Annotated in this window: 22 protein-coding genes, 1 rRNA gene and 2 pseudogenes (1 of these 25 only partly in view); 1 reads left to right on the top strand and 24 read right to left on the bottom strand. The window is 33.0% G+C overall.

Annotated elements, in window-relative coordinates:
• The 16 genes and pseudogenes from IGJ42_RS07530 to IGJ42_RS07455 form a co-directional block, all read right to left on the bottom strand.
• Positions 1-900: ribosomal RNA gene (locus IGJ42_RS07530) — 16S ribosomal RNA — on the bottom strand; it reaches 660 nt to the left of the window's first position.
• Positions 901-1,442: 542 nt separating this feature from the next.
• Positions 1,443-1,628, bottom strand: a complete 186-nt coding sequence (locus tag IGJ42_RS07525) for a hypothetical protein (protein WP_005236216.1) — start codon at positions 1,626-1,628, stop codon at positions 1,443-1,445.
• 138 nt (positions 1,629-1,766) lie between these two features.
• Positions 1,767-2,288 carry a GNAT family N-acetyltransferase gene (locus IGJ42_RS07520; protein WP_086332346.1) on the bottom strand — a complete coding sequence of 174 codons (522 nt, stop codon included), beginning with the start codon at positions 2,286-2,288 and terminating at the stop codon, positions 1,767-1,769.
• Positions 2,289-2,345: 57 nt separating this feature from the next.
• Positions 2,346-3,284 (bottom strand): dihydroorotate oxidase, encoded by a 939-nt coding sequence (locus IGJ42_RS07515; protein ID WP_005236221.1) that lies wholly within the window; start codon positions 3,282-3,284, stop codon positions 2,346-2,348.
• Between the two features lie 206 nt (positions 3,285-3,490).
• A complete protein-coding gene (locus tag IGJ42_RS07510; RefSeq protein ID WP_008381339.1) occupies positions 3,491-4,531 on the bottom strand; it encodes a galactitol-1-phosphate 5-dehydrogenase in 1,041 nt (346 codons plus the stop codon).
• A 17-nt stretch (positions 4,532-4,548) separates the two neighbouring features.
• A complete protein-coding gene (locus IGJ42_RS07505) occupies positions 4,549-5,208 on the bottom strand; it encodes a class II aldolase/adducin family protein (RefSeq protein WP_008381340.1) in 660 nt (219 codons plus the stop codon).
• A complete protein-coding gene (locus IGJ42_RS07500; RefSeq protein WP_430616074.1) occupies positions 5,174-6,772 on the bottom strand; it encodes a PTS sugar transporter subunit IIA in 1,599 nt (532 codons plus the stop codon). The genes IGJ42_RS07505 and IGJ42_RS07500 overlap by 35 nt, the downstream gene beginning before the upstream one ends.
• 335 nt (positions 6,773-7,107) lie before the next feature.
• On the bottom strand, positions 7,108-7,548 hold the full coding sequence (locus IGJ42_RS07495) for a PTS sugar transporter subunit IIA (protein WP_008381342.1): 441 nt from the start codon (positions 7,546-7,548) through the stop codon (positions 7,108-7,110).
• A gap of 62 nt (positions 7,549-7,610) precedes the next feature.
• Positions 7,611-8,867 carry a PTS transporter subunit IIC gene (locus IGJ42_RS07490; protein WP_430616072.1) on the bottom strand — a complete coding sequence of 419 codons (1,257 nt, stop codon included), beginning with the start codon at positions 8,865-8,867 and terminating at the stop codon, positions 7,611-7,613.
• Positions 8,868-8,869: 2 nt separating this feature from the next.
• Positions 8,870-9,172 (bottom strand): PTS sugar transporter subunit IIB, encoded by a 303-nt coding sequence (locus IGJ42_RS07485; RefSeq protein ID WP_005236235.1) that lies wholly within the window; start codon positions 9,170-9,172, stop codon positions 8,870-8,872.
• A gap of 24 nt (positions 9,173-9,196) precedes the next feature.
• The gene (locus IGJ42_RS07480) at positions 9,197-10,270 is read right to left on the bottom strand and encodes an alcohol dehydrogenase catalytic domain-containing protein (protein ID WP_034878878.1); all 1,074 of its coding nucleotides are present in this window, start codon (positions 10,268-10,270) and stop codon (positions 9,197-9,199) included.
• A gap of 538 nt (positions 10,271-10,808) precedes the next feature.
• The gene (locus IGJ42_RS07475) at positions 10,809-11,126 is read right to left on the bottom strand and encodes a DUF2500 domain-containing protein (protein WP_005236239.1); all 318 of its coding nucleotides are present in this window, start codon (positions 11,124-11,126) and stop codon (positions 10,809-10,811) included.
• Between the two features lie 755 nt (positions 11,127-11,881).
• A pseudogene (locus tag IGJ42_RS07470) lies at positions 11,882-12,055 on the bottom strand (iron-sulfur cluster assembly protein); the annotation flags it as partial.
• A gap of 348 nt (positions 12,056-12,403) precedes the next feature.
• On the bottom strand, positions 12,404-12,688 hold the full coding sequence (locus IGJ42_RS07465; protein ID WP_347483735.1) for a hypothetical protein: 285 nt from the start codon (positions 12,686-12,688) through the stop codon (positions 12,404-12,406).
• 94 nt (positions 12,689-12,782) lie between these two features.
• On the bottom strand, positions 12,783-15,503 hold the full coding sequence (locus tag IGJ42_RS07460) for an ATP-dependent DNA helicase (RefSeq protein ID WP_428220283.1): 2,721 nt from the start codon (positions 15,501-15,503) through the stop codon (positions 12,783-12,785).
• Positions 15,504-16,648: 1,145 nt separating this feature from the next.
• Positions 16,649-17,602: a hypothetical protein gene (locus tag IGJ42_RS07455; protein ID WP_428220284.1), complete on the bottom strand. Its 954-nt coding sequence runs from the start codon at positions 17,600-17,602 to the stop codon at positions 16,649-16,651.
• A gap of 305 nt (positions 17,603-17,907) precedes the next feature.
• Here IGJ42_RS07455 and IGJ42_RS07450 point away from each other — a divergent pair, with 305 nt between their 5' ends.
• The gene (locus IGJ42_RS07450; RefSeq protein ID WP_229080291.1) at positions 17,908-18,189 is read left to right on the top strand and encodes a hypothetical protein; all 282 of its coding nucleotides are present in this window, start codon (positions 17,908-17,910) and stop codon (positions 18,187-18,189) included.
• Positions 18,190-18,900: 711 nt separating this feature from the next.
• Here the strand turns inward: IGJ42_RS07450 and IGJ42_RS07445 are convergent.
• The 8 genes and pseudogenes from IGJ42_RS07445 to IGJ42_RS07410 form a co-directional block, all read right to left on the bottom strand.
• Complete coding sequence (locus IGJ42_RS07445) at positions 18,901-19,200, bottom strand: hypothetical protein (protein WP_086338178.1); 300 nt, start codon at positions 19,198-19,200, stop codon at positions 18,901-18,903.
• A gap of 2 nt (positions 19,201-19,202) precedes the next feature.
• A pseudogene (locus IGJ42_RS07440) lies at positions 19,203-19,385 on the bottom strand (hypothetical protein); the annotation flags it as partial.
• A 259-nt stretch (positions 19,386-19,644) separates the two neighbouring features.
• Positions 19,645-20,049, bottom strand: coding sequence for a hypothetical protein (locus IGJ42_RS07435; protein WP_086338177.1), 405 nt, complete (start codon positions 20,047-20,049; stop codon positions 19,645-19,647).
• A gap of 153 nt (positions 20,050-20,202) precedes the next feature.
• Positions 20,203-20,658 (bottom strand): hypothetical protein, encoded by a 456-nt coding sequence (locus tag IGJ42_RS07430; RefSeq protein WP_086338176.1) that lies wholly within the window; start codon positions 20,656-20,658, stop codon positions 20,203-20,205.
• A 41-nt stretch (positions 20,659-20,699) separates the two neighbouring features.
• Positions 20,700-22,190: a helix-turn-helix domain-containing protein gene (locus IGJ42_RS07425; protein WP_015509819.1), complete on the bottom strand. Its 1,491-nt coding sequence runs from the start codon at positions 22,188-22,190 to the stop codon at positions 20,700-20,702.
• 297 nt (positions 22,191-22,487) lie between these two features.
• The gene (locus IGJ42_RS07420; RefSeq protein ID WP_430616069.1) at positions 22,488-23,546 is read right to left on the bottom strand and encodes a WxL protein peptidoglycan domain-containing protein; all 1,059 of its coding nucleotides are present in this window, start codon (positions 23,544-23,546) and stop codon (positions 22,488-22,490) included.
• Between the two features lie 48 nt (positions 23,547-23,594).
• Positions 23,595-24,080: a hypothetical protein gene (locus tag IGJ42_RS07415; RefSeq protein ID WP_086338174.1), complete on the bottom strand. Its 486-nt coding sequence runs from the start codon at positions 24,078-24,080 to the stop codon at positions 23,595-23,597.
• 190 nt (positions 24,081-24,270) lie between these two features.
• Positions 24,271-24,963 (bottom strand): hypothetical protein, encoded by a 693-nt coding sequence (locus tag IGJ42_RS07410; protein ID WP_430616067.1) that lies wholly within the window; start codon positions 24,961-24,963, stop codon positions 24,271-24,273.
• Positions 24,964-25,636: the final 673 nt, after the last annotated feature.

Raw genomic sequence — 25,636 nt, 5'->3', positions numbered from 1 at the left:
GCGGAGTGCTTAATGCGTTTGCTGCAGCACTGAAGGGCGGAAACCCTCCAACACTTAGCACTCATCGTTTACGGCATGGACTACCAGGGTATCTAATCCTGTTCGCTCCCCACGCTTTCGAGCCTCAGCGTCAGTTACAGACCAGAGAGCCGCCTTCGCCACTGGTGTTCCTCCATATATCTACGCATTTCACCGCTACACATGGAATTCCACTCTCCTCTTCTGCACTCAAGTCTCCCAGTTTCCAATGACCCTCCCCGGTTGAGCCGGGGGCTTTCACATCAGACTTAAGAAACCGCCTGCGCTCGCTTTACGCCCAATAAATCCGGACAACGCTTGCCACCTACGTATTACCGCGGCTGCTGGCACGTAGTTAGCCGTGGCTTTCTGGTTAGATACCGTCAAGGGATGAACGTTTTACTCTCATCCTTGTTCTTCTCTAACAACAGAGTTTTACGATCCGAAAACCTTCTTCACTCACGCGGCGTTGCTCGGTCAGACTTCCGTCCATTGCCGAAGATTCCCTACTGCTGCCTCCCGTAGGAGTCTGGGCCGTGTCTCAGTCCCAGTGTGGCCGATCACCCTCTCAGGTCGGCTATGCATCGTTGCCTTGGTGAGCCGTTACCTCACCAACTAGCTAATGCACCGCGGGTCCATCCATCAGTGACGCAAAAGCGCCTTTCAACTTTCTTCCATGCGGAAAATAGTGTTATACGGTATTAGCACCTGTTTCCAAGTGTTATCCCCTTCTGATGGGCAGGTTACCCACGTGTTACTCACCCGTTCGCCACTCTTTTTCTTTCGGTGGAGCAAGCTCCGGTGAAAGAAAAAGCGTTCGACTTGCATGTATTAGGCACGCCGCCAGCGTTCGTCCTGAGCCAGGATCAAACTCTCATAATGATTTGTTTGAATGACCATACGGTCATTAAGCTCATAAAAATTAACTTTGCTAGCTATTGCTTGCATGTATTTGTTTCAATAAATTGAAACGTCCTACACATTGGTTCGTTTGCTTGCTTTGTTCAGTTTTCAAAGGTCTACAGTGCTGTGTTAGCAACTTTTATATCATATCAGAGCGACGTTTGATTGTCAACTCTTTTTTAAAAGTTTTTTTCGCTCGTTGTTTTTCAACTTCGCAGCGGCTGTCTCAGCGACTTCATTAGAATAACAAATGATTTGTTATTTGTCAACAACTTTTTTTAATTAATTTTGTTGATTTATCAACATCGATTAACTATTTTAAAATTGCGACTTTGTTATAATATCATCTGTTTCATTTTTGGTCAAGTCTTTTTTGAAGTTTTTTCAAAAGCTTTTTTGACCCGCTGGCTCAATTGCCAACGTTGAATACTTTATCATTCTAAGAATGAAAGAGCAAGCTTTTTTCTGAAATATTTTCAACTAAGTCGAGATAAACAAAAAAACTACCCAAAATAGGTAGTTTAATCAATATCGATCGTACGAAAACGGATCTGATTTTGATCGTCTCGTTTTAAGGTTGTTTCTTCTTTCAGATAAGAAAACTTCTTCTCATTGATCGCTGGATTCTCAAGCATTTCTTCATAACCCGCAAAAATATCATGGATATATTTTTTATAAGCTTTTTTCTTTTTGATTCTTTTCTTCATTTGGCACCGTCCTTTACGTGCTTATCTTAGCAAGCCGAAAGGATTCTGACAACCATTATCCGCATTTTCATACCAAAAATTCACTTTGACACAACTATTCCATTAATTCAGCCAAGTGACACTAATGGAATAGAATGCTTAGCTTGCGGTCAAACGTTTTTGAAAAGCCAATCGCTCTCCGTTCGGAAAAGGGAATGTTACCTCTCCTTTGTATTGATAGCCAGCTGCTTGAATATTCTTTTGCATACCAATATTAGCTTTATACGTATCGATACGTAAATCAACGATTCCTTGCTCTAATGCAACCACTTCAAGAGCTTGCAGCAATTTGGCGCTTAACTTTTGCCCTTTAAAATGAGAACTGACAACGACGCGATGAATGGATAGATATGGACCGTTTCCATCCCACCCTGCGCCGGTAATTGCGTTGTAGACAGGATCATCACCAGAAACCAACGCTGCAGACGCTGCGATTTTTCCATCTTTCACCAACACATAGCTTTCACCATTGGCAATATCTGCTTTGATTTGATTTTCTTTAGGACCGTACCCATCTTGCCATTGCGGAGATCCTTGTGCTTTTAAGAAAGCAATGCCTTCTTCAAAAAGCGCCATCAACTCAACCAGATCATCCTCCGTTGTTTTACGAAACTTCTCCATTAAAAACCACCTTTCTTCTATAAAAAGAAGCGGATAGTAAAGCATTCAAAGTCGTTCTTAATCAATCGTTTTTAATTTCCCCTGGAACTCACTGATTGATTGATACCCTTTTTCTTTCATGATCGCTGCTAATTCTTTCGTCAATCGTTCAAAGATCACCGGTCCTTCTTTTTGCAGCTCTGTGCCGATCTGCAACATAGAAGCGCCACATAACAAATGTTCGTACGCATCTTGACCATTACGAATCCCACCAGTACCGATAATTTTGATTTCTGGCTTGAGACGTGTATAGAAAGCCCGCACATTGGCTAATGCCGTTGGTTTCACATATTCGCCTCCCAAACCGCCAAAACCATCTTTTGGTTTGATAACTACTGAGTCAGTAGCAGGATCAATGAATAAAGCATTCCCAATACTATTGATTGAATTGATATAAGTTAACGGATACTTGTTCAATATCTTAGCCATCTCATCAAAGTGCGCCAAATCAAAGTATGGCGGCAATTTGACACCTAAAGGTTTTGTGAAAAAACCAAAGACTGTTTCCAGAATTTGATCGGTCAAAGGAAAATCATAGGCAACTTGGGGTTTTCCTGGCACGTTTGGACAAGAAAGATTTAACTCTGTGATTCCTTCAAAATCACTTTCTTGGATTTTCTTCAATAACTCAATGTTTTCAGCCACGCTCATACCAGCGACAGAGAAAAAGAAGGGCGCTTGCTGGGTCATTTCCTGCTGTTTTTTGATGGCATAGTCTAAGTAGTAGTCCACCCCTAGATTTGGTAATCCCATCGAATTGATGCTTCCTAACGGTAAATCGGTATAACGTGGTTCTGGATTTCCCGCACGTGCTTCTAGCGTTGCACTCTTCGTGACAAATGCCCCAGCTGCTGATGCCGCTAATTCATCTAATTCCTCGATCGTCATACAATGGACTCCTGAGGCGTTCATAAACGGATTTTTGTATGTATATTTCCCAAAATTCGTAGCTAACATTGATTCATTCCTCCAATCTTTTCAACTAGTTTACCGTTTCATTTCTGAAAATGCAACGATGTCTTTGAGTGGGACAGGTTTTAGAAGGAGCAACCTCTGTAATCAGAGTAGCAAATCAAAAAAACCATATCCATACAGCTTGTTAAAACTTACTGAATAAATATGGTTTTGAAAACAATCGGTTTATATTGTACTCAAATGTTTTTTTAGAGCATGATCATTATTTTATTAAAGCTTTCACTTCTATTTACCGCTAAATCAAATGCTCTTTGAAGATCCTCTAATGGAAAGCGATGGGAAATCATATGACTGACACTCAAGCGTCCGCTTTCTAAAAAGGTGATTGAATCAAACCATTCTTTACCTGGGAAAGGCGCAGAATAACTATTCCAAAAACCCTTAATGGTTAATTCACTGCGAAAGATTTTTTCAAATGCCCGTTGTCTAATCAAAACATCAGAATAAGCGATCCCTTGAAATCCAATTTTCCCGCCTTTTTTTGTCACTAAGAGACATTGCTCTTCGGTTATTTTAGTACCTGCACATTCCATTGCAATATCCACGCCTAAACCATCCGTTATTCGGGAGATCTCTGTTTCAAGATCTTGAAGACTAGGATTAATCGTATCGGTGACACCTAAATCTATTGCTTGTTCCAGTTTCTCTGATTGAATATCAATGCCAATGATCGTTTTCACACCCGCAATTTTTAACCATTGGATCGTCAGCAATCCAATCGTTCCTAACCCAAAAACTGCAACGACATCGCCCACTTTAGGTTCGATTCCATAAACACCATGCGCTGAGACAGCAAGAGGCTCAATCATGGCCGCTTCTTCAAAAGACAACTTAGTCCCTATTTTCACGATATTGCTCGCTGGCACGGAGACGTACTCTGCAAATCCCCCAAACCGTTGCGATCCCATCATGATATAGTCCGTACATAATTGATACTTCCCGATAGCACAGTATGCACAGTTACGACAAGGAATAAACGGGACAACAGCGACCCGATCGTCTTTTTTTAAATGATGAACAGAACGACCAACTTTTACAATAGTCCCAGCCATCTCGTGCCCCATGATCATGGGTAACTTGTATTTCCAGCCTTTACTCATTTTGTGGATATCTGACCCACAGATTCCTGAAGCTTCTACTTTTACAATCACTTCATTCTGATGGCATTGTGGAACATCCATTTCTCGAATCTCAAATTCATTCAGTCCAATTAAGAAACCAGCCCTCATCCACTCTCCTCCAATCTTCATTCATGGGATTCATAGGTAACGTTTGTTTTGTCAGTATAATATTCATAGCCCTGCTGGAGAAGCGCTTGCGAATGTAAATGCACATAAGCATTTGTTTCTAGTCTTTCCAGATAATCATTTGCAAAAGCCAAATTAGTGGCTCCAACAATTACCCCATGTTCTCGCAATAACATTCCATAAGGTAGTTTTTCTTCATTTGTCACCATGTTTTGAGAGTAGTCACCAACCAAGTGTGCTAACTTTTCAGTTGTTGCAGGTGCATAATCCAAACAACGGATCGCATCCGGTCCGAGACGAAGGTTTTCACAGACGATGGGCATATCAGTCCCTATACAACTGTAAACCATCAAATTTAATGGATGAGCATGAATCACTGCTTTGATCCGTGGATCTGAGTGATAAAAACTCATATGCATATTGATTTCCCTGGTCAAGCGACCAGTACCTTCGATGAGGGATAGTTTCTTATCTACCAAAAGAATTTGCGCTGCCTCTAATTCCCAAAGATACTGAACAGATGCCAAAGTAGGTGTCATCAAGAAATGATCTTCTGAAACTTTTATAGAGATATTGCCACCAGCAGCATCCGTTAGCTTCCTGTCAAATAAAGATTTGGCAATCTTACATATGAATTTCCTTTCTTCTAAATAATCCATCGGCTTCCTCCTGTCTAAAACGTAAATATTTTTCAATTAATCCATATTTCCCAAGAAACATAATATCTTCAACAATTTCTAAATATTCTTCACTTCTTACAAGAGCGACGAAGAAAACATAAGTCACTTGAAAATAATCCTCAGATCCGTAAGAGATTTTTTGTTTATTCGTCAAGAGGCTAATCGTGCTACGGTGGACATTTCCCCGATTGTTCGCATGAGCTAAAGCAACACCTTCACTTATTACGATATAAGGTCCATTTTGTTTCACATTTTCAACGACTTCTTCTACATAGCTCTGCTCAATACACTCGTTTTGTGTCAACACTTTCCCTGCTAAGCGTAAAGAATGCTCCCAAGAACATTTTTGGTCGATTCTGATAACATGCGAATTTAACAAGTAATCATGCAATTTTCTTTGTGGTTGTTGGACAAATTGATCAAATTTTTCTTCAGTCTCTTCTTCATTAATCGTAAACAAACGGTCAACCGTCTTTACTATATTTTGGATATCTTCTTGAGTCACAAAAGGTGTTATCCTTAAAACATCCTCTTCCAAAAAAGGCAAAGGATCAGCAGTTAAGATTAAACGATTGGCTTTTTGACGGAAGCACATCTTACGATAAGTAGCAAGTGTTAGCACATTCATAATTTTGAACTGCTTGTATCGACTAATTTTCATAGCAATCATTTTCGCTATCGATAAATTTTCACACACGATCCAGATATCGATTTTGCTCATCTTATATTCTTGTCGGGTTAAGGCAGTTGCGATATGAATAGCGATCGTAGTAATAAATGATTCATTGAAGGATCGGGACAGGTAGTTTTCAATGACACCACTATTAGCCCTTACAGCTACGATAATATCCATAAACTGATGCCGCAAAAGACCGATATTTTCAATATCCAAAATAATGTTCTCTTCTTCAATAATTTGTAAGTGATTGTATAGATCAGAAATTAAGTCAAATTCGTACTTTAGAGTCGTCCCTAAATCTTCATCAATTTTATTCAGAAAATAGATGACCAAATTATACAATTCAGCATCCTTCACATTTTTTCGCTTTTTCAAATGACAAAATTCTGCTATTGCCTGTTTGTCTTCGAAAGAGATCGTTCGATCAAATCTTTTTTCAATTTGATCGATGAGTATGCTCAGGTTTTCCGACATAACGACAAATTTGGGAGATTCATCTTGTTCTTTGCGGGGCATATTGATAACGATAAAAATATAGACGAAAAGATCAAACTGCTGATACTTTTCTGCATACTTTAACTCGTTAAAAATGAATCCCAGAAAGTCTAAATACTCCATTGACCCGTCAAATGCCCGAAGGATTTGCATCCCGACATAATTGATGTATCCTTTTGCGTCTATATTTTCTAAAAACAATGTAAACAAATACTCTCTTTTCTCCGATTGATTCATCTTAAGGATAACCCCTTCGCCCCTAAGCGTTTCGATATATTTACTCATGATCACTTCTTGTTTTTTCAACGTATTGATATCGCGGATGATTGTTAATCGACTGACGTAAAACAAATCAGCAAAATGATCCATCGTAAGAACATCTTCTGTTATCAATAAATTGATCAGAAGTAATGTGCGTCTTTCATCAGGATTCAAGGAATAGTCGTAAGGGGACAATTCTAAAACAAGCTGATAAGCTTCTGACAAATCTAGTTCATCAGGAACCTGTAAGTATCCGCTTTCAATTTTCACTTGCGGCATATCGTGAGTATTTAGAAACGAGTTCAAGACTTTGATTTCACTCGTGAATTTCTTTGGCGAGAGATTCAAGTTTTTATAAAGTTGCTCCAATCTAATTTTCGTTATTTTGTTATATAGTAGGAGATAGATGATTTCAGCAGTAATTTTCCTCACAGCACTCCTCCTTAATGAATAGACAAATTCTCTCTTAGAAAATCAACAAGTTTTTCAGGTTCACACTTGCTTAATTGAACAATAAAATTTCGAGATTGGATGCTTAAAATCAATTTTTGAAGAAATTCAATATAGGTATGCTCATCTTTTAGTGCCATGCAAAATACATGTTCGACTGCTAAGTCATCTACTTGCGTATCCATCTGTTTAAAAGTCACAGGCTTTTTTAGTCTTGCGTAACAGACAGAAGATTCTTTCACAGAGAGATCGAAGGTATGCGGAATCGCAACTGGCGGGTCAACTGGCAGACCAGTAGGAAAATGATGTTCGCGTTCGATACAAGACTCGATAAAACTATTCCCGACGAGCCCTTCGTTTAGCAGTTCAAGTCCGCATTGTTTAATCACTTCTATATTGGAGCGCTCATTCAATTCGATTGCTTTAAATTTCATACACTATTTCTCTCCCACTAAGCCATTTATTTTGTCAACAATTCGTTTATTCATTTGGTCAATTACCCAACGATTCGATGAAATAAGCTGATTATAATATTTGCTAAATTGTAGCCCCAGAAACTATCTGTCACAACCCCTTCCACAGGTACACCGGTCGCATTCATCATTTCGGTTGCTTCAGGTGCAAAGGTGTTTGTTCCAATTAGAACGATAACTAAGAAGAAAAAGCCAGTGACAAGCGTTCGAAAAAGATTGCCATTTGATGCTAATGCTAGTAGTGGAATCATATATACGATTACTGTTAAAACACCAACTGGAAAATAATGCATACCAGGGATAATAAATGCTAAGAATATTGCTATCGGAATCAGAATCACTGTCGTTGTGATCGCTGTCGGATCTCCAAGACCAAGAGCAATGTCCATGCCGATATATAATTTTTTCCCTTCGCCAATATGTTTCTTCATAAATTCTTTGGCAGCTTCCCCGATCGCAGTCAAGCCTTCCATCATAACAGAGACCATTTTGGGTATCAGTACTAGCACCGCTGAAACTCCAACCCCTATAGAAATCGCTACCGTAAATTCTTGGCGTGTCAATACGCCTAGAAAAGTTCCAACCAACAAACCGATAACTGCTGGATCTCCAAAAAAACCAATTTTACTTTCGACTTTTTCCAAACTGATATCGATTTTGTTAAGACCAGGAATCAGATCAATCAGTTTATTTACTAATAGTCCAAAAGGATAAGCGAAAGTAATAAATGAAAATGTCGTACAAGTCGTGCCTTCCAGTCCGTAATACGCCTCCCATCTAGGAGCAAACCACTGAGCCACGAATAAAGTGACAATTGATAAGCCAACCGTAACAGTCAAACCTAGCCAAAAACTATCAAACAAGGCATACGCTAATGCTCCAGGAATCAAAAAATGAATATAGTTCCAAATGTCGACATTCATAACCGTTGTCCATTTCAAAAGAATAAACAATACATTTAATCCTACGATCATCAAAATAGCAATCGCTGCAAAAGGTACTGACCACGACGCCGCTCCCACAGCAGCCCAGCCAACATCCATCGTGGTATATCCTGATCCCATTTCCTGATAATAATCGATGGCTGGTTGCAAGGAAGTACCCAGGAGTCCTACAACAAGCCCCAACCCTTGAAAGCCGATGCCGACTAAAAGCCCAGTTTTAAGTGCTTTGCCAATTTTCATCCTAAAGACACAGCTTAAAATAAAAATGACAACGGGTAGCATAACCGATGCCCCCATATCCATGATGTTTTGAATAACTGATAATACAGCTTCCATTTTTATCCCCCTTTAATAATTCGATGGCACTCTTCAACGATTTTCTGCGCGGTCTGCTCTTCGTTGATTCCCGATATCAAACTGAAAACAGGAAGAATCGGTACTTTTACTGGCTTGACATATCGAGTAGTCACCAAGATTAAATCCACTGTTTCTGCTTTTGAGGGAATTTGATTAATATTCCCTTTGGTGATGGAAGCCTGAATGTTGCTCTGAGCTAAGATTTGTTTGACTTTCTCTTGAACAACCGTGGACGTGGCGATCCCACTACCACAAGCAATATAGATCTCAATTTTTTTATTCATTTTCTTTCTCCTCCTTTCCTTACTCTATTTTTGAGATTTCAATAAAGAATGAATTTTATACTCTTCTTCTGGTAGTAAAACGACTTTTAACGCCTTCCCTTCTCTCGTCAATTCGATGGCCTGATTGATGTCAGCTAAAGGCAAAACATGAGAAATAATTTTTTCAGCAGGAAACTGATCAGATAAGGATAAATGGAAAGATTTTTCGACTTGAATACTATTTGCACCATAATGACCATAAATCCAGAGATTGTTATAATGAACTGCATTCGTATCTATAGGCGTTAATTGATTCTTTGCTACACCACCAAAAAAGACGACAATTCCACATTTTTTAGCCATAAAAATACTTTGTTGCTGTGCTTCTATTGATGGATTAGCTGAAATCACTTTATGTGCGCCATGTCCATTCGTATACTCTTTCACCTTTTCTACAGGATCTTCTTTGGAAGAATCGATCCTATGATCTACATTAAACGCTTCCATAAGAGCTAGTCTGTCAGCATTTTTATCAATCACGATTACCTTGCTTGCTCCGCGAATCCTTGCTAGAATCGCTAAAAAGACCCCAATTGGACCTGCACCAATAATGACGACCGAATCGCCTAACGAAACCTGAATATTCTCCATGCATGCATAAGTGGAGGATAAGGGTTCAGCTAATGTTGCCGCGATAGGCTCTCGTCCTTCTGGCACTTCAAAAATCGCTCCTCGTTCTACTCTTGTTGCACTATATGCTATATACTCTGCAAAACCGCCTTGAAGATCGGTGTAACTTTCAGCTTCCGTACAACATTCGTGCTTCCCATTACGACAATTTTCGCAACGTAGGCAATGAGCCATAGGGTATACATAAACCATCTGCCCTCTTTGATACTTCGTCACATTTTCATCAATTTCGACGATCTCACCAACGATTTCGTGTCCATAAATATGAGGGTAGCGCCCCGCTTTTGAATCGGTCAGCAAATTGCGAATATCAGAGCCGCACAGACCAACTGCCTTAACCTTCAATAGAAAACCTCCCTCTGGACAGCAGGGTCGCTCTACTTGTTCATAGCGAATATCTCCTGGTCCATACATCAACGCAGCCTTCATTTTTTTCACAAACGTTCAACTCCATTCATTCTTTCTTATTTTACATGTTCATTGTAAGGTGCGTCGGATGTACCTCACAAGTAACACTTTTTGCATTTCAAGTTCTATATTTGTTACTTGAATGAGAAAATGTTTGTGAAAAACCATGAACGATTTTTCCTTCTTGGAATTATTTTGAAGCCACGTAAAAACAAAAAAACCTCTTAGCAATGAGCCAAGAGGTTTTGGTGAAGCAAACTATTCTATTTATGAGTATTTAAAACTATAGGTAGCTCATCACTTCTTCCATTCGAACGGATGAGTGAACTAAATTGAGCCGTTCCTCGTAGGAATTTTTCCTCGGTCTTGGTTTCAATTATGCGACCTCAGTAAGGAGAAATTCTCAAGTGTTACTCGATGATACTTGCGTTTTCCATTAAAAGCGTACAATTCAAATCATTTCAAATGATAAGACACTTGAATAGGAGTTTTTTAATTGACTGTTCAACTTTTTTTGAAATTGAAAACGAATAAACACATACTATATACATACAAATTTTTACCTATCAAGTGAATTAAACCTTTTTCTTTGATACCTCAATACCCCAGTATCTCCGATGACGTATAATTTGTATTTTCCATACCCTACTTTAAATTCTAATCTTTCGCCACTTGCGATTTCAAATAAAAGATAATAGGTAATGGATTGATTCGTAAAGCCGTTTGCAGCAATATTCGTGCTACTTGTCATTCGTTTGTCAACTAGCGTGGCAAGTATTGACACTTCTGGCGTAGATTGATCCTTTAAGAATTCGACAATATGATATAAGATAACTGCGACGAAAATAAAAGCAAATAAAGTAAACAGAAAATCCACAAAACACACTCCTTTTTGTTTTTTATGATCAAGGGAATCAAGCAAATCATTTTTACAACTTAACTATAATTATACATTAATTAAATTAATTAATCTCGAAACTCTAATAAAATATGTTGCTTGCTAAATGATTGACCGAAACTGTAACTGGGCTATCGTTTTCATGTATGGATTGTTGCATACAATACATTTGTATATTTGTTAGCCAAGAGTCATTTGAAAGGATGATATCACGTGACCTTTGAAAAAGCATTTCTAGAATCATCCTTTTTCTTTCTACATTGACTCCTTTAGGAAAAACCATCGTATCCCAAAGTCTCTGACTAAATTCAGTTACTTTTATTTAGACATGTTTTCTCGGATGCACCATAAGGTTATCAATGTGGATGAATAAGAATTTAATCTATGCTCTCTTTTTGTCAAAATGATTGAAGGTTTATTGAAAGTATTACTATTTCGGTAAAGTTAAATATTAACTCACTTTCAGTTGTCACATGAATGGAAAATAAGCTGAGCTTTCAGGTTCTAAAATATCTTGTATTCCTTAATGCTTTTAGTAAAAAAGCTTAACTTTTTCACCAAGTAACTGTTTATTTAATAAAGTATTCTAAAAAAACTCTTCTACCAACTATTTTCAAAGTTAATAAAAGAGTTCTGTGTTTATTTTCTCATTTTGCCAACTGTCCACCACCTAAGAAAACAGCTTGTTCCAACTAGTTAACAAATATGAAACACAATTGTATGATTGAAAATCCTTAACGAATCCCCAAAGCAATCCGTGCATAACGACTCATTTTATCAGTCGTCCAAGCGGGATACCAGACTAGTTTTACTTCTGGATTTTTGACTTCTGGAATATCGCTTAGTGCTTCGTGTATCGATTCAGTCAATACGTCGGCTAAGGGACAGCCCATTGTTGTTAAGGTCAAGTGCTGTTATATCAGCATTTCTATCGCTTTTTCCTGCATTAAAGCGATAGTATCTCCTCGATTCTAGCGTATCTTAGAAACCAAAATTCTGTTCTTTTTATTAACTTTTATAAATTCATTATACCTCAAAAAATGGTTGAAATGTCCCTTAAAACGGCTTGGACTACATACTCAATGAGGATTTTTTTACGCATCTTGTCTGTAGTCCAATTAAATTTTCTCAAAAAAACAAACAATTCATAATCTCAAATACTTTCAGAAATATGTCCTTAAATACAGCTCAAAATCATCGCTAATTTTTCATTTTTTTATAACAAAGATACAGATTTAAAATTGATAAATTTTATTTTAATGGATGAACTTTCTCTTTTTCTTAGGGATTAAGTCTATCAATAGGATTGCTGAAGGATAATGCTTCTGCATATATTCCACAGCAACTAGCTCGTGTGAATCTTCAGAAGCATACAATTCATCTTTTAATTTCCCCATATCTATTACAATACTTCCACTTAGAAAATCAACTGCATCTGGAAATTCTATATTTTCATGCATAAACATCAAAAAATTCGCAAGTTTCTTACATATGACTTTTCCATCAATGGAAAGCACTATTATCTTACTTTTAATATTCAAATTTTTGTCTAATACTCATTGATTTTAAAATAACTCTATCACAAATAATTTACTCTATTTAAAGCTATAACTTTCTGATACCGATTGAATAATATCATTTCAATTTTATTTTCAAAATCGATTCATCTTTGTTACCATTAGCTGTCTTAATGTTTTCTATTACTTTCTTTTCTGTTTCTGGAGTCCAATATATTTTTAAATTTTTTTTTGTCCTTGTAATAGCTGTATAAAAAATATTATGCGTTATTAATTCATCAACTTCATCTGTTATTATTAATTTTACTGAATTAAACTCTAAGCCTTGAGCTTTATGGATAGAAATAGCATAAGCTATTTGGAATGGGACAACTGTGTCATCACTATCATTATCAGTCTCACTCATATTTGGATACTTATAAACACTTAACCGAACTCTTGAGCTATTTTTAGATGATGAAATCAGTTCCAAATCCAAATCTGAAATATCAATCTCATTAATCACCGTCTCTATTTCAATATCAAAAATAATTTCAGTATCTAATTTCTCAATATTAGAAATTTTACCTTTTAAATTATTGAATAGTACTGGAGAAAATCTTGATGTTTCATTAAATAGAACAGGGTCACCAATTTTATATGATACTACTCCCCAGCTCACTGATTTATTATAGTTATTGCTTTGCAGAAAACGATTAATATTATTTATTCCGTATAAACCATCATAATTTAAACACAAAATTATTTCATCTAAATCATCATTAAAAAAAACACTTTCATCTAGTCTAACGGAATAATTATTAGCAGTCAGATATTCAATCAAATCATCTTCATTTTTTCTTACTTTTGTCCATAAGTTTAATAAAGGCTTATCTTTTGTTCTATAAGGTTCTGTCAATTCAAACACAGACGTTTTTGGAACGTTATCTTTTGCCAATTTAAACCAATTTCCAAAAGTAATTGATTCTATTTGATAAATATCACCTACAAGGATTAACAATTTAAAATCTGCCTTTGATAAAATTTTAATCATATCAGAATTACTAACAGTACTACACTCGTCTATTATCAGCAAATCACAATCTTGGTTCTCTTTGCAGTATAAATATTTTGCAATAGTTTTAAATTCACAATTAGGAGCAGAAACTTTCCTTTTCAGATTATCTACTGCCGGATTTGTATTAGCTAACAGTAATTTTTTTTGATGTACAAAAAAATTACTAGCATGGTTAATCATTGTTGATTTTCCTGTACCTGCCGCACCATAAATTAAAGACACCTTAGAATTAGAAAACATCGTCTTCAAAATTTGGTTTTTATCCTTACAATCAATAATATAGCTTCCTGTGTTTAACCAAGATTCAACTGAGTTTCCATAATTCTCTATTCCTTCTTTCGAAATTTCTTTTAATTTCTTTAATATATTAATAACATCATCTTCGAAACCTTTGATATAGTAGTTTTTCCCAACATTACCTATCCCTCTATTTGCCCTATGCTTCCAATATAAATTGGAATTATACTTCTCTATTAACAACTGGATATCTTCAAAAGATTCAAGTTCGTCAATTGAGGTGTATAGTTTACCATTAGTTTGAGAATTGATTTGAATTTTTCTAGCCAACAGTTCATGTTCTCTACCATTTGTATCTATACACCATAATAAATCATATACCTTAGGATTATGACGTATTAGTGAACTGACAAATGGCATATCATCAAAAGGTATACATCCATATTCTACTCTCAAATTTGATAATCTTTCACAATAATTTCCATACACATTTTTTTGTAACTTCATAATTTTATTATTTAGATTGTAAGAAAGATACCTAAGCAAATTGCTTCCAGGACGATTATTAATAATAATTTCTCTACATGTATCAAGCGTTTCAAATAAATAGACTTTTTTTGATTTGGAAGTCACATATTCTTTTACTTTTTCGTAACTACTCTTCTCTAATAAAAGAATATCTAATATATTAAATCTACTTTTTTTTATGAATTCCATTAACCTTTTATATTCACTATGATTTGATTGAATTTTTGTGAAATTATTCAAAATTTCACAAAAAACATTTAATTCACAAGGTCGAATGGAAACTTCCCAGTCATTAATGATAAGAATTGGCATATTTTTACCATACATATCTACCGTATCATACTTAATTGATAATTTTACAGCATAATTTGCTAGGATATCTTGTTTAGTGAACGCAATATTTCTTTCAAATTTACTTGTTTTATCATTTGCTTCCTTAAATGTAATTTCATAATAGATTTCATTGTCAATAAAAAAAGGTTTTGTTTTTTGTATATAGTATCTATCCTCAGACATTTCAGAGATAGAAGTCATTTCTAATTTATCAACTATTTTTTTATAATAATCACTCAACTGATTATCTAAATTAACTGGAAACCTATCAATATTTGAAAGAACATTTAAATTAAAATCTGTTTTCAAATTTTTCTTTATTCTCAAAAGGTATTCATAATACTTTAGCATTAAACGCTCCGAGTTTTCTTCACTCATTGTATAATGTGAAGCAGATTTTTGAAGCATTTGGTGGAATTTAGCTAAGAAATATAGTTTAGAATTAGTTTTGATAAAACTTAACCCCTTTTTAATTTCATTGTACATATCCTCTGGAATACCACTTATGTCTCCACTAATCGAATCAACATAATACTTAATTGATATATGTTCTATAAAATTCCTCAATTGTGCTAATATATTTTGAGATAAATGACCTCTATCATCTTGATTTTTCTCAATATTCTTACATATATTATTATCTATATCTAATATAGCTTTATCAATCTTCTTCAAAAAAATCATCCTTTCTTAATCAAACTATTTTAAACACATTAATTTATCAAAATAACAATTTAGCATTTAATTAAATTTAAAATCAATTTCTATTTATAAAATCAATAGTCAATAATATATTTCCAAATATTTACTACAAAAATTCTCTTAGTATTTCTTCGGTTACAATTACAAAGCAATGTTCATTTAACGTTTCAAAATCATTAGTTTTTTAATATTCTAAATAACTTCATTTTTAAAACTATTTCGAGGATTAAGTAATACTTCCCTAGCAAAATTCAATTTTTTTCATTAACAACAGCAGGAAAGCAGTTATTTATATTCAACCCTTCAATAAATACTATCGCAGGTTCAGGTAACGCTTTCAATAATAAGTAGATTGGAATGGAATATATTTCTCAAAAATCACCTAATACTTATCACAGCAATCAAATCAATCTTGTTCAATCAGCAATCAGTAAACATATAATTAAATTGTTTTCTTTTATTTATAGTTTTCCCCAACGTTCGTCTATCAGCATAATATAGTAGGAAATTGTCATACGGTATTTAAAAGTAACCTTTACTTATACAATTAAGCTTTGGTATAAGTACCTACTCTGTAATATGTATCTACTCTTTTTTCTTTAAAGCAAAATTAGATATTTTTACAGAAATAACCTCTACTTCACGTCTATGATTAAACGCATCTTGTATTTTTTCTGTTGCTTTGTTGCTTTGTTACCTTCTTATCCTTTCTAGAAAAATTTTTTCCACAATTTTCACACCCTTAATTGAAAAATCTACATTCCCATTATATTATGTTAGTCTTTTAATACCAAGAAAAAATTAAAATTAATGCCCACTTATCAAAAAAGAAATGAAAGAAAATTCTTTGTATATATTTCAAGAAAATTTTTTCTCAAAATTATTATCAAAAACCACTTTAAAAATGACCTCTAAAAAAGTCAGTATTATCAATAGTTTTATACTTGTTTACAGAAATACAAAACTACTGTAATATCAACGATTTTTTAACCTGTTTTTGAAAAAACACCTCTCAGATTCATTAAAGAAATTTTGATGGGGAATTATCCCCTAACTTTTCTCTGAGAGATGTTATTTATATTAGATGTAAAATTCAAATGCACTGAAATGCTGATATACCAACCTTTTTAAATATTCTTGCTTGAAAATCTATCATTAACTATTTCTATTAAAATATTTTCTCTTTCTTTGATAGAACTCGTCACATTCGCTAAAAAATCTTTAATTACTATGTCACTTTTAGGGAGTGAACCTGCATTGCCGTCTAAGTGACCAGTCCATAGTGAAACCGGAGAGTTTTTTTCACTCTGATTCTCATTTACATTCAAGAAAGGCTCTAAATAAAACCTCGTTACATAATCTTCCCAAGCGTTAAATGTTTCCAAAAAGGTTTTTAAACTTTTTAATGCAAAATCTCCATAGTCATTCGCTCCTCGCCCTCTATTAAATCCTTTAGGAACAACAATAATATTTCCTATACTGTGGGTTAATCTTGCAAAATCTTTTAGTTTAGGATACTTTTTATACACTTCAATAAATTTATCATTGTTGTATAGTAGAAAATCTATCCATGTGTATTTTTTAGGAACTTCATTGGGTAAATACTCTGGAAAATAATGCTGATAGTATTTAATATATTTTTTGTGAATAACTAAATACTTATCAGAATCATACGGTGGGAATCGATTATCAATTTCAGGTGGATTCGTTTTATCTGGTTTTTCTAAAGGTATAACATTGCCCTCTTTTAAAGAACCTGAAGGTCTGAATAAATCTGGTCTTTCTAATTGCATCAATGCTTTATAGGTATGCCAAAAAGAGTGCAATACATCAGTATGTTCAATGGTTTTATTGTTCGTCAGATGTGTAAACACTTCATTAACTACTCGATAATTTTCTACATGACCTCTATCACCTCTGCAGTAATCACTATTTATTCCTACTCCTTTAATATCTTGATAATATTGTTTTTCCTTTGCCATGAGTATATTTTTGATAGGACTATTCTCATCATCAATATAATTGCTACCTAATAGTTTTTTCTTCAAGTCTGTAAGACAGTCTAAATTTTGTTTATCCATTTTCCGACTCCTTTTTAAAATTTTAGCCATTACAAATTTCATTATTAAGGATAGCACTTAACATCTAAAATATTTTTAAATTGTATATAACGTTATTTATTAAGCACTAATACATAAAAATTTCATGATGCTGTTAATGTTTTAAATTCTAATTTAGAATTTAAAGTCGTTATTACTACAAAGTATTTAGAGAGCAATTAATTGGTTATATTTACAGGTAATTTGATAATATTTGAGTTTTTCATGTTAGTATTGTAGTAACGATAAAAAATAGAAAGTTGGGACTCAAAATGAACACTCACCAGATGCAATTTGGATGGACTATCGAAGCACCTAAGTATTTGTCTATACTAACGAACAAAAATGGCTTAGTTGCTATTGTCTCGGAATATGCTACTTTTGGCGACAATCAATCATTATTAATTACGTTATCAGAAACATCTGCTGAAGTGGCAGTAACTCCTCACTATATTTCATCTTTAACGATTTCAACAGAGAAAAAGATTAAAATAGCTACCTCGCCATTTTATGAACAACAAATGGTTGAAATTGAAAAAATGAACTCTGATAGTCAAATCACAGATTAATACTTCTCAAATCTTATTGACTACTAAAATCAATGGTACTTTCTTTGCTAAAATTCAAAATAAATTCTATGCTGCTTAAATTGCGTTCTAAGCGATTATAAATTTTTAAGTATAATTCATCGAAAATCATTTCCAAGACACTCAGGGATGAAGATAGACTGTTCAAAACGCTTTTGTCGTTATTTATACACATGGACATTTAATACACAATAAAATATATCATTAAAGATATATTATTGGTTTGATGATGTTTAGGGATGCTTTCCTCAAAATATATTCAGACTAGAATTCATGATTAAAAATCGCTAACTTGTTATACTAATAAATATAAAGAGCAATATTGCTGGAACTCAAAAATACGAACACTGGTATATCAACGTTTTATAGCTATGTCAATCACACTACTACCAAGTGTAAAGTTATTTTTGCGTAAAGATATATGTGAAAACAGGTAAATCCCCCTAGATTCTATTGACTTTTTTTGACATTCCCATTATACACATCTAGAGGGAATATCCTTATAGATGTGTATAATGATTTCTATCAATTATGCCAGTATTTTCTAGGGAAAAATATACGTATTTTTCTTTTTCAATACGCAGTTTTGAAGTGATATAAAAAGAGATAATATTCTTAATACATAGAAGTAATCCTTTACTATCATAGGTTATTAACAAAAAAGACAGATAGAAATACTACCTGTCTAATATACTAACTTAATTTATATATAACATTCTTAGATGAATACTTCTCCTTGATTCCTAACTGATTATACAGTTCTTTATTTAGTCTACACGTGTTTAATCCATATTTATTATATATATCAGCTCTTAGTTTCTTGAACCTTTCTGTATTATCACGAACCTTTAATCTCCTTGCTTTATCTACCTTAGAAATAACATCCTTTTCGTATACATAACCCTTTTCTTCAATCTCTCTCATAATTATACTAACTGCTGATTTTTCTAACTTCTCACTTGCTTGACTTAGGTTAATGTCTGTTTTACTCATCTTTATTTTTTTCTGTTCAACAAGTGGTTTATAGGATTGTGGAAAATCCTGATTAGCTTTTTCTTCTCCGAATAGTCAGCGAACCAACGCATTGCGAATTGGTTCTCAAACAAGAACGATGGCTGGTCGAAACGGTCTTTCGCTAAAATGTTACGACTGGAGCTCATACGCTCATCCAAGTCTTTCGTAGTAAATATATTGATTTAACAGTATTTAAATGAATATATTGGTTAAAAAATTAGAATTACTTCGGATTTGAATTACTTTTTTATAGGTCCCCATCTTACACAGTTAAATTTGTTTATCAACAACTTTTTTAGACAAACCAACGCATTATTGATATAGTTTTTCTCCAGTTTAAACTAATGCCCCTGTCAATATCTTTTTGTAAAAAGTATTTATTCTTCCAGAAACGCATATTATAAATTCGATATCCGTTTGTTATTAAATCAAATCATATTTATTGGATAAAGAATATAAAATTTGTTGGGCATAAGTTGCCACATGTCCATTTCCTTGATATATTTGAAACCTTTTATTGTTACTATTATATTTACTATCCATGAGTTCATTTTTTAAATTTGGCAAGCGTAGTAACAAAGAGATTGCACTTGAATAATGTTTAGATAAGTATTCATCAACAGTGATAAAATCTTCCATTAAGTAATTTTGTTCATATTCATCACTTAACTGCACGATGTCAATCGCCTTATCAGAAAAAACATATTCAATCATTTCATCTGAGCATTCTATCAATTTAGATGCCCATTCATTCAGTTCATTAAATGTTAAATACGAATTCATATGATATATAAAGTCAATTAAATGCTTATCATTTATAGAAACCATGAAATCTCTCCTATATAATTTTTTACAAGTGCTACCAACATCTACAATAATAACTCTACAAATTCAATTATCTAAATCAGAAAAATTTTACAGATTAAAAGCTGCTACAATTATGCCTATATAAATTCATATTCTATTGATAGGTAAAATTTCTTAGGGTCTTTTAACCCAGCAATCTCTATATTCATATATATTAACAACTTCAAAACTCTCATTAAGATTACTTACCGCAGTAATCAAGTCATTATTATCGCAATCAATGTTTGCTACTAGACATAGCTCATCCGTAAATCCAAAACAATCTTTGTATTCTATAACGTAGGATATCACATCCCCCCAGTAATGTTCCAATTTAACATAATCATGAATGTCTTCTAATTCTGAAATATTTACAATACTGTATATATCCTTTGTTGTATAGTGGATAATATTTATATTGTCTATAGACTCTTCTAAGTAATTCATTACATCTTCTATTTTCTCGTCCATATCTATTATCAACGCTCGTTCTAAAGTATTTCCAGCTTTATCACTAAAAAATCTTACATTAACCATTCTAGCTTTTCTGATTTTTTCTAATGTTTGTTTGTTTGTTTTCAAATTTAACATCTCCTATATAGTTTCTATTATTTCAATATTTATTCTTGATTTTACTTTCCAATCATTGTTAGATTTTTATATATACATTTTTCCATGATAAGAGATTGGATTAGTAAATTTAATCTCTCCCAATTCTCTTTTTTTTGTATACAATCCATAAAAACAACATTTACTTCTTTTGATGTACTTCCTATAGCACAATCTGATATTACGATATCAGCTTTTACAACATTAGTCGTGAATTGGATAAAATTATGAGAGTACATTTTAGACAAAATATTCTTAACAACGTTGATATATTCTGGCTGATTAATTCCAGTCACTGCTATATAAATTAAATCATCCTCTTGAAACAAAATATTGGATGCAATAATTTGTGTTAGTTTCTTAATATAAATCATATCTTTTTCATCAAGGATACCTGTTTCATTTGCTGATTCTAAGACTATTTGTTCTATATCCGTCATTCTTTTTTGAGTACTGCTTAGAATTTCTCTTGACAAAAAATTCTCTGTAAATAAATGAGTGTAACTCCATGTATTTATAACAATCTCATAAAAGATAATATTTAGCGTTTTAGTGTCTACAAAATATTTATTACGAAGTTTGTTAGTTACTTTTTCAGAAAAGTCAACAATGGTAATATGATTAAGCGATTTTAACTTTTTTCCTCTGTTACATTTTTCATCATCACTAATGAACTCAGGAATAAATATATATCCCCAAAAACTGTAATACACTAGCTCTTTTTTTATTGTATCTGTATTTTTAAGAGGTAACTTTTCTATAATTGGAAGACTATCATCTACATTTTCCATACAGCTTAAAAGCTCCAAATCATGATTTTCCACATTCTCCACAAAATACCCCTGAGATATTGCATTTTCCATTATAGAAAACATTAGTTGGTGCTTTGCTCTTGTTGTATCCATCGCGTCATAATTTTCAGAAACAGGGTCTTTAATTGAAATAAAACTGTTGTTCAAATAAGTATCGCAAGCCATCAATTCAAATAGATAGTGATACATTCTTATGCACGCTTCAGCCCCTGAAATATGTATCCAATCTGCATTCTTCTTTATGAAAATAGGAATCTTTTGTGTAGTAAATACCCTTTTTATATATTCGAGCAATTTGTAACAATACGAAACACTGAACATCAAATCTTCTGATATATCTACAATCTTTGTTTTACGATGTTTAAATAAGTAATTTATCAACTGATAATATTGAGAGTATTTAAAATATATTTTTTTTATTTTTCCGAAAACCTCAATTTTTTTCATATTATCTGAAGCTAATTCAAAGTATAATTTGCCATCATTTTCTTTCAAAAAGAAAATATCTTCCTCAATAAATCTATCAGCATCATGATTTATTTCTAAAACCAGATGTTTAATTTGTGTGGTACTCTTATTCAGTTCTTCACATAAGCTTTTGACAGAAACCTCATCATTAATAAGTGTTTTCTTCAATATGATTAATTTGTTTACTTGCTTCTTTGTTATGAACAAGCTATAGACTTTTTCAATGTAATACATTTCAAATCCTCCGATTATTGTAATTTCCTTATCAAAAAAGAACTTAAAGCTTGTAAGGAATATAAGATTCAAATAATTATTAGATTTGTCATCTTAGGCACATACACTCCACTACTAAAAAAAAGCAGCTATACAATTAAATTTCAACAATCCATATATCTTTATCATCCAATCTATAAAAATTATCTTCTTAAATACTATAACACTATAAACAACCTATGGATTATCCTCATTTTTATGATTTTAAACAAAACATAATAAAATAAAAAGTTGACAAAAAAAAAGTCTGAATATTTATTATTCAGACTTTTTTTGTTTGCGATACAGCAAAATAATGGTGATAATAAGAAGAGCAACGATTGCTGTTAATAAAACAATTACCCATATGTTTGAGTCTTGACTTACAACTACATTATTTGAATCTTCTACTTGCTTTGATATTTCTTCCAATTCTTCCTTTGTGTAATTAAATTTAGTAATTTTTTCTTCACCATCAACAGTTATTATGAACTGATATTCTCCAGACATTAATTCCGCATCACTAACTAAGGGAATGTTTAATTTCGTTTTTGTAACAGGAGTTAAAGTAAGTACTTCTTCTTCAAATTCACCTTCTGAAATTATATCTCCTTTTGGGTTAATGACTTTGTAGGGACCACTTTCTGCATATTCCACTATGGGATTATTATTAATTACAGAGAAACTTAAAACTATAGAATTCTGTGAATTGATAAATTCAAATTCACCATAGTCTTGCTCTTTTTCAGAATCTAACTCATTCATTTTGAGGCGAAACAAGACTACCTTTTCATAAACATGGACAATATCTGCAGAATTCTCGTTTTTTTGCTCACTCAGTGTTTGAGAAAAATTTAAACCACCTAGAATTTCTCCATCAAGTTCTTTGTTTAAGTTAACAACAACGGATATATCTTCACTTTGATTAGCCTTGACTTGGACTATACCATCTTTTAATTCACCGTTATCATTAGTTATCTTCACATACTTACTAAAGTCATAATCTTTATCCATTAGATTTTCTGTATTTTCCACATAAGTTATTCCAGCCATCGTCGATATAGCAACTGATGGATATACATTAACGTCTAAATCTTTATTACCAATATTGGTAATCGTCGCTGTAAACTCATAATTGTTGTTAAGTTCAGGAGTAAATTGCATATAGCTATCTCTATACTCATATTCTTTAGGATGAACATCAATTAATATTGATGCATCAGTATCCTCCGAAGCAACAACTTCCTGTATGTAAAATAAACTACCTATTACTAAAACGAATATAAGAGAAAACACGTTAACAAAAACGCGTTTTCTCATTTTACTTTTATTTTCCATCATGACTCCTGTTTTCTTATATCTTTGTTGTATTAATCATTTCAATCCTCAGGGCGTTACTGTGGTAGAATCAATTAAACTTACTGTAATCTTATACGAATCTGAATCCGAGGCATTATACAATGTTGGGTCAAGAGTAGCTTCAATAATAACATCACCTGTATTTCTAGTTCCGCTATTTGTTTCAGAAATATTTGAATCACCTGCATTCACAAAGGCTGCATCTAAACCAGCACCATCAGTTGATACGTCTATTGTGAAACGCCCTGCAATATTTGCAAAAGTTCTATTTTGGATATCATACGTAACAGAAAATGTTTCAGGGTTAAGTGGCTTTTCATTCTCGAAATCAATTTGTGCAAAATCGAAATCTACAGAAGTAACATCTGGATTAGTTAATGCAAGACTTCCGCTTACTCGACCTTCTTCAACGTTTACTGCCTTTGTTGACTCCTCAGTTGCGTGAACTGTATTCGTAAATCCGATTGCTGATAGAACAAGTATTGCTGTTGATGCTAAAAGAGTTTTTTTCATTAATGTATCCTCCTAATTTTGTAATTGTGAAATCTATTACAATTAAAATTATACAGGAAATCTCTAAGCTATCTTATCTAATATTTTCGCAATCTCAAAAAAAAGGGATAATAACCTCTCATAGCGTTATTCATTAATACATTTACTTCTTTTGATTCATTTAATAATGATAAAATTCAAGAAACCTATCTTATGAATTTTCACCAGAATTATCTTGGTCTGATATATTTTGATTGTCATTGTTATCTTCTTCATCTAAGTTACTTTCATCATTTTCACTTTCGCTCATATCCTTAACATCTGAATCATCTGGTTTTTCATCAATAATTTCCCCAGATGAACTAGTTGAGTTATCGTCCTTTTTATTATTGCTCAAAGTGTTTTCATCAAGAGAGCTACTTGTTTTGTCATTTTCAAACTCTGAAATATCATCAAAACTATCTACATTTTTTTTCACAAAAGTAAATGTAATGGCAGTTTCATTCTCTGGTGAATGTTCATATTCATCCATGCTCAAAACGACTTCATAATTTAAATATACTTCTCCTTGGTTTGATGTTGGTAAAAGGATTCCAGAATAGGTATTGCTTAAAGTACCTATAAACCTAGCAGTAAGCCCCTTACCTTCAGTGGATATTACCAATGAATAATCTAAAGAAGAATTTACATCATATTTTATCTTCACAGTTTCAATTTGTTTTACTGTTCTAGTTGAAAAGTCTAAATCGTTCAATGATAAAGTAACTTCATCAGCCTCAATGTTTATCTCATCTTTAATTTCATTAGCTAAACTTTGTGTGCCGAAAATTATTAACACAAATAGTATGCAGCAATTAAGAAATATTATTTTACTTTTTTGTAAAAACATAAAAATAGTATTCATATTGATTCTCCTTTACCAATACTACTATCTAATTAAAGGGACGATTTTCTATATTGTTTGCTATTATCTCACAGGTTTTTTCTAATAAAATAAAATCCGCTCTATTTTTCCTAGCTATTTTCACTTTTTTCATAAAGACTGATTTTTTCTTAGATTCATTCACTGTTTCACGAACATTATTTTCAACTAGATATTTCAAGTTATTCAAGTCACATTCCCTGAGTAAATTTTCACTTGTATTGTCATTTATTGTCTGAAAATGATACTCGAGAAATCTACTATTATTCATGACTTTTCTATATCTGTTTCTACTTACTAACAATTTCCCCCAACTTTCTTTTGGTAACCTAGATTTAAAATATAAAATTTGTTTTAATGAAAAAATATTTTAATATGATTAATAGAAGCTATTTTCTTAATCTCTGCACATAATTATTCCCCATGCTTTTCACATTAACCACATCTCCAATTTATACTTTTAAGTAATTCACATCCTTCTAACTTGGTAGAATCTATATTCTATAGTTTAAATGACAAATGTTAACTAAAACCACTTTAATCTCCTTTGGGAATTATCTCACATTTATAATACTCCACCTTTATATTGGACACTTATCTTCTTTTATTTATAATATTTAAATATTAGAGAATTATAATCTTTTTTGCGTACTCT

It is taken from the genome of Enterococcus sp. DIV1067f, assembly GCF_050543505.1.
Taxonomy (GTDB): Bacteria; Bacillota; Bacilli; order Lactobacillales; family Enterococcaceae; genus Enterococcus_D; species Enterococcus_D entomosocium.
This window is presented reverse-complemented; position numbering and strand designations above follow the sequence as displayed.

Coding starts and splice junctions, on each gene's coding strand:
- IGJ42_RS07525 (WP_005236216.1), bottom strand. CDS start 1,628: ATGAAGAAAAGAATCAAAAAGAAAAAAGCTTATAAAAAATATATCCAT.
- IGJ42_RS07520 (WP_086332346.1), bottom strand. CDS start 2,288: ATGGAGAAGTTTCGTAAAACAACGGAGGATGATCTGGTTGAGTTGATG.
- IGJ42_RS07515 (WP_005236221.1), bottom strand. CDS start 3,284: ATGTTAGCTACGAATTTTGGGAAATATACATACAAAAATCCGTTTATG.
- IGJ42_RS07510 (WP_008381339.1), bottom strand. CDS start 4,531: ATGAGGGCTGGTTTCTTAATTGGACTGAATGAATTTGAGATTCGAGAA.
- IGJ42_RS07505 (WP_008381340.1), bottom strand. CDS start 5,208: ATGGATTATTTAGAAGAAAGGAAATTCATATGTAAGATTGCCAAATCT.
- IGJ42_RS07500 (WP_430616074.1), bottom strand. CDS start 6,772: ATGGATCATTTTGCTGATTTGTTTTACGTCAGTCGATTAACAATCATC.
- IGJ42_RS07495 (WP_008381342.1), bottom strand. CDS start 7,548: ATGAAATTTAAAGCAATCGAATTGAATGAGCGCTCCAATATAGAAGTG.
- IGJ42_RS07490 (WP_430616072.1), bottom strand. CDS start 8,867: ATGGAAGCTGTATTATCAGTTATTCAAAACATCATGGATATGGGGGCA.
- IGJ42_RS07485 (WP_005236235.1), bottom strand. CDS start 9,172: ATGAATAAAAAAATTGAGATCTATATTGCTTGTGGTAGTGGGATCGCC.
- IGJ42_RS07480 (WP_034878878.1), bottom strand. CDS start 10,270: ATGAAGGCTGCGTTGATGTATGGACCAGGAGATATTCGCTATGAACAA.
- IGJ42_RS07460 (WP_428220283.1), bottom strand. CDS start 15,503: ATGATTTTTTTGAAGAAGATTGATAAAGCTATATTAGATATAGATAAT.
- IGJ42_RS07455 (WP_428220284.1), bottom strand. CDS start 17,602: ATGGATAAACAAAATTTAGACTGTCTTACAGACTTGAAGAAAAAACTA.
- IGJ42_RS07450 (WP_229080291.1), top strand. CDS start 17,908: ATGCAATTTGGATGGACTATCGAAGCACCTAAGTATTTGTCTATACTA.
- IGJ42_RS07445 (WP_086338178.1), bottom strand. CDS start 19,200: ATGAGTAAAACAGACATTAACCTAAGTCAAGCAAGTGAGAAGTTAGAA.
- IGJ42_RS07435 (WP_086338177.1), bottom strand. CDS start 20,049: ATGGTTTCTATAAATGATAAGCATTTAATTGACTTTATATATCATATG.
- IGJ42_RS07430 (WP_086338176.1), bottom strand. CDS start 20,658: ATGTTAAATTTGAAAACAAACAAACAAACATTAGAAAAAATCAGAAAA.
- IGJ42_RS07425 (WP_015509819.1), bottom strand. CDS start 22,190: ATGTATTACATTGAAAAAGTCTATAGCTTGTTCATAACAAAGAAGCAA.
- IGJ42_RS07420 (WP_430616069.1), bottom strand. CDS start 23,546: ATGGAAAATAAAAGTAAAATGAGAAAACGCGTTTTTGTTAACGTGTTT.
- IGJ42_RS07415 (WP_086338174.1), bottom strand. CDS start 24,080: ATGAAAAAAACTCTTTTAGCATCAACAGCAATACTTGTTCTATCAGCA.
- IGJ42_RS07410 (WP_430616067.1), bottom strand. CDS start 24,963: ATGAATACTATTTTTATGTTTTTACAAAAAAGTAAAATAATATTTCTT.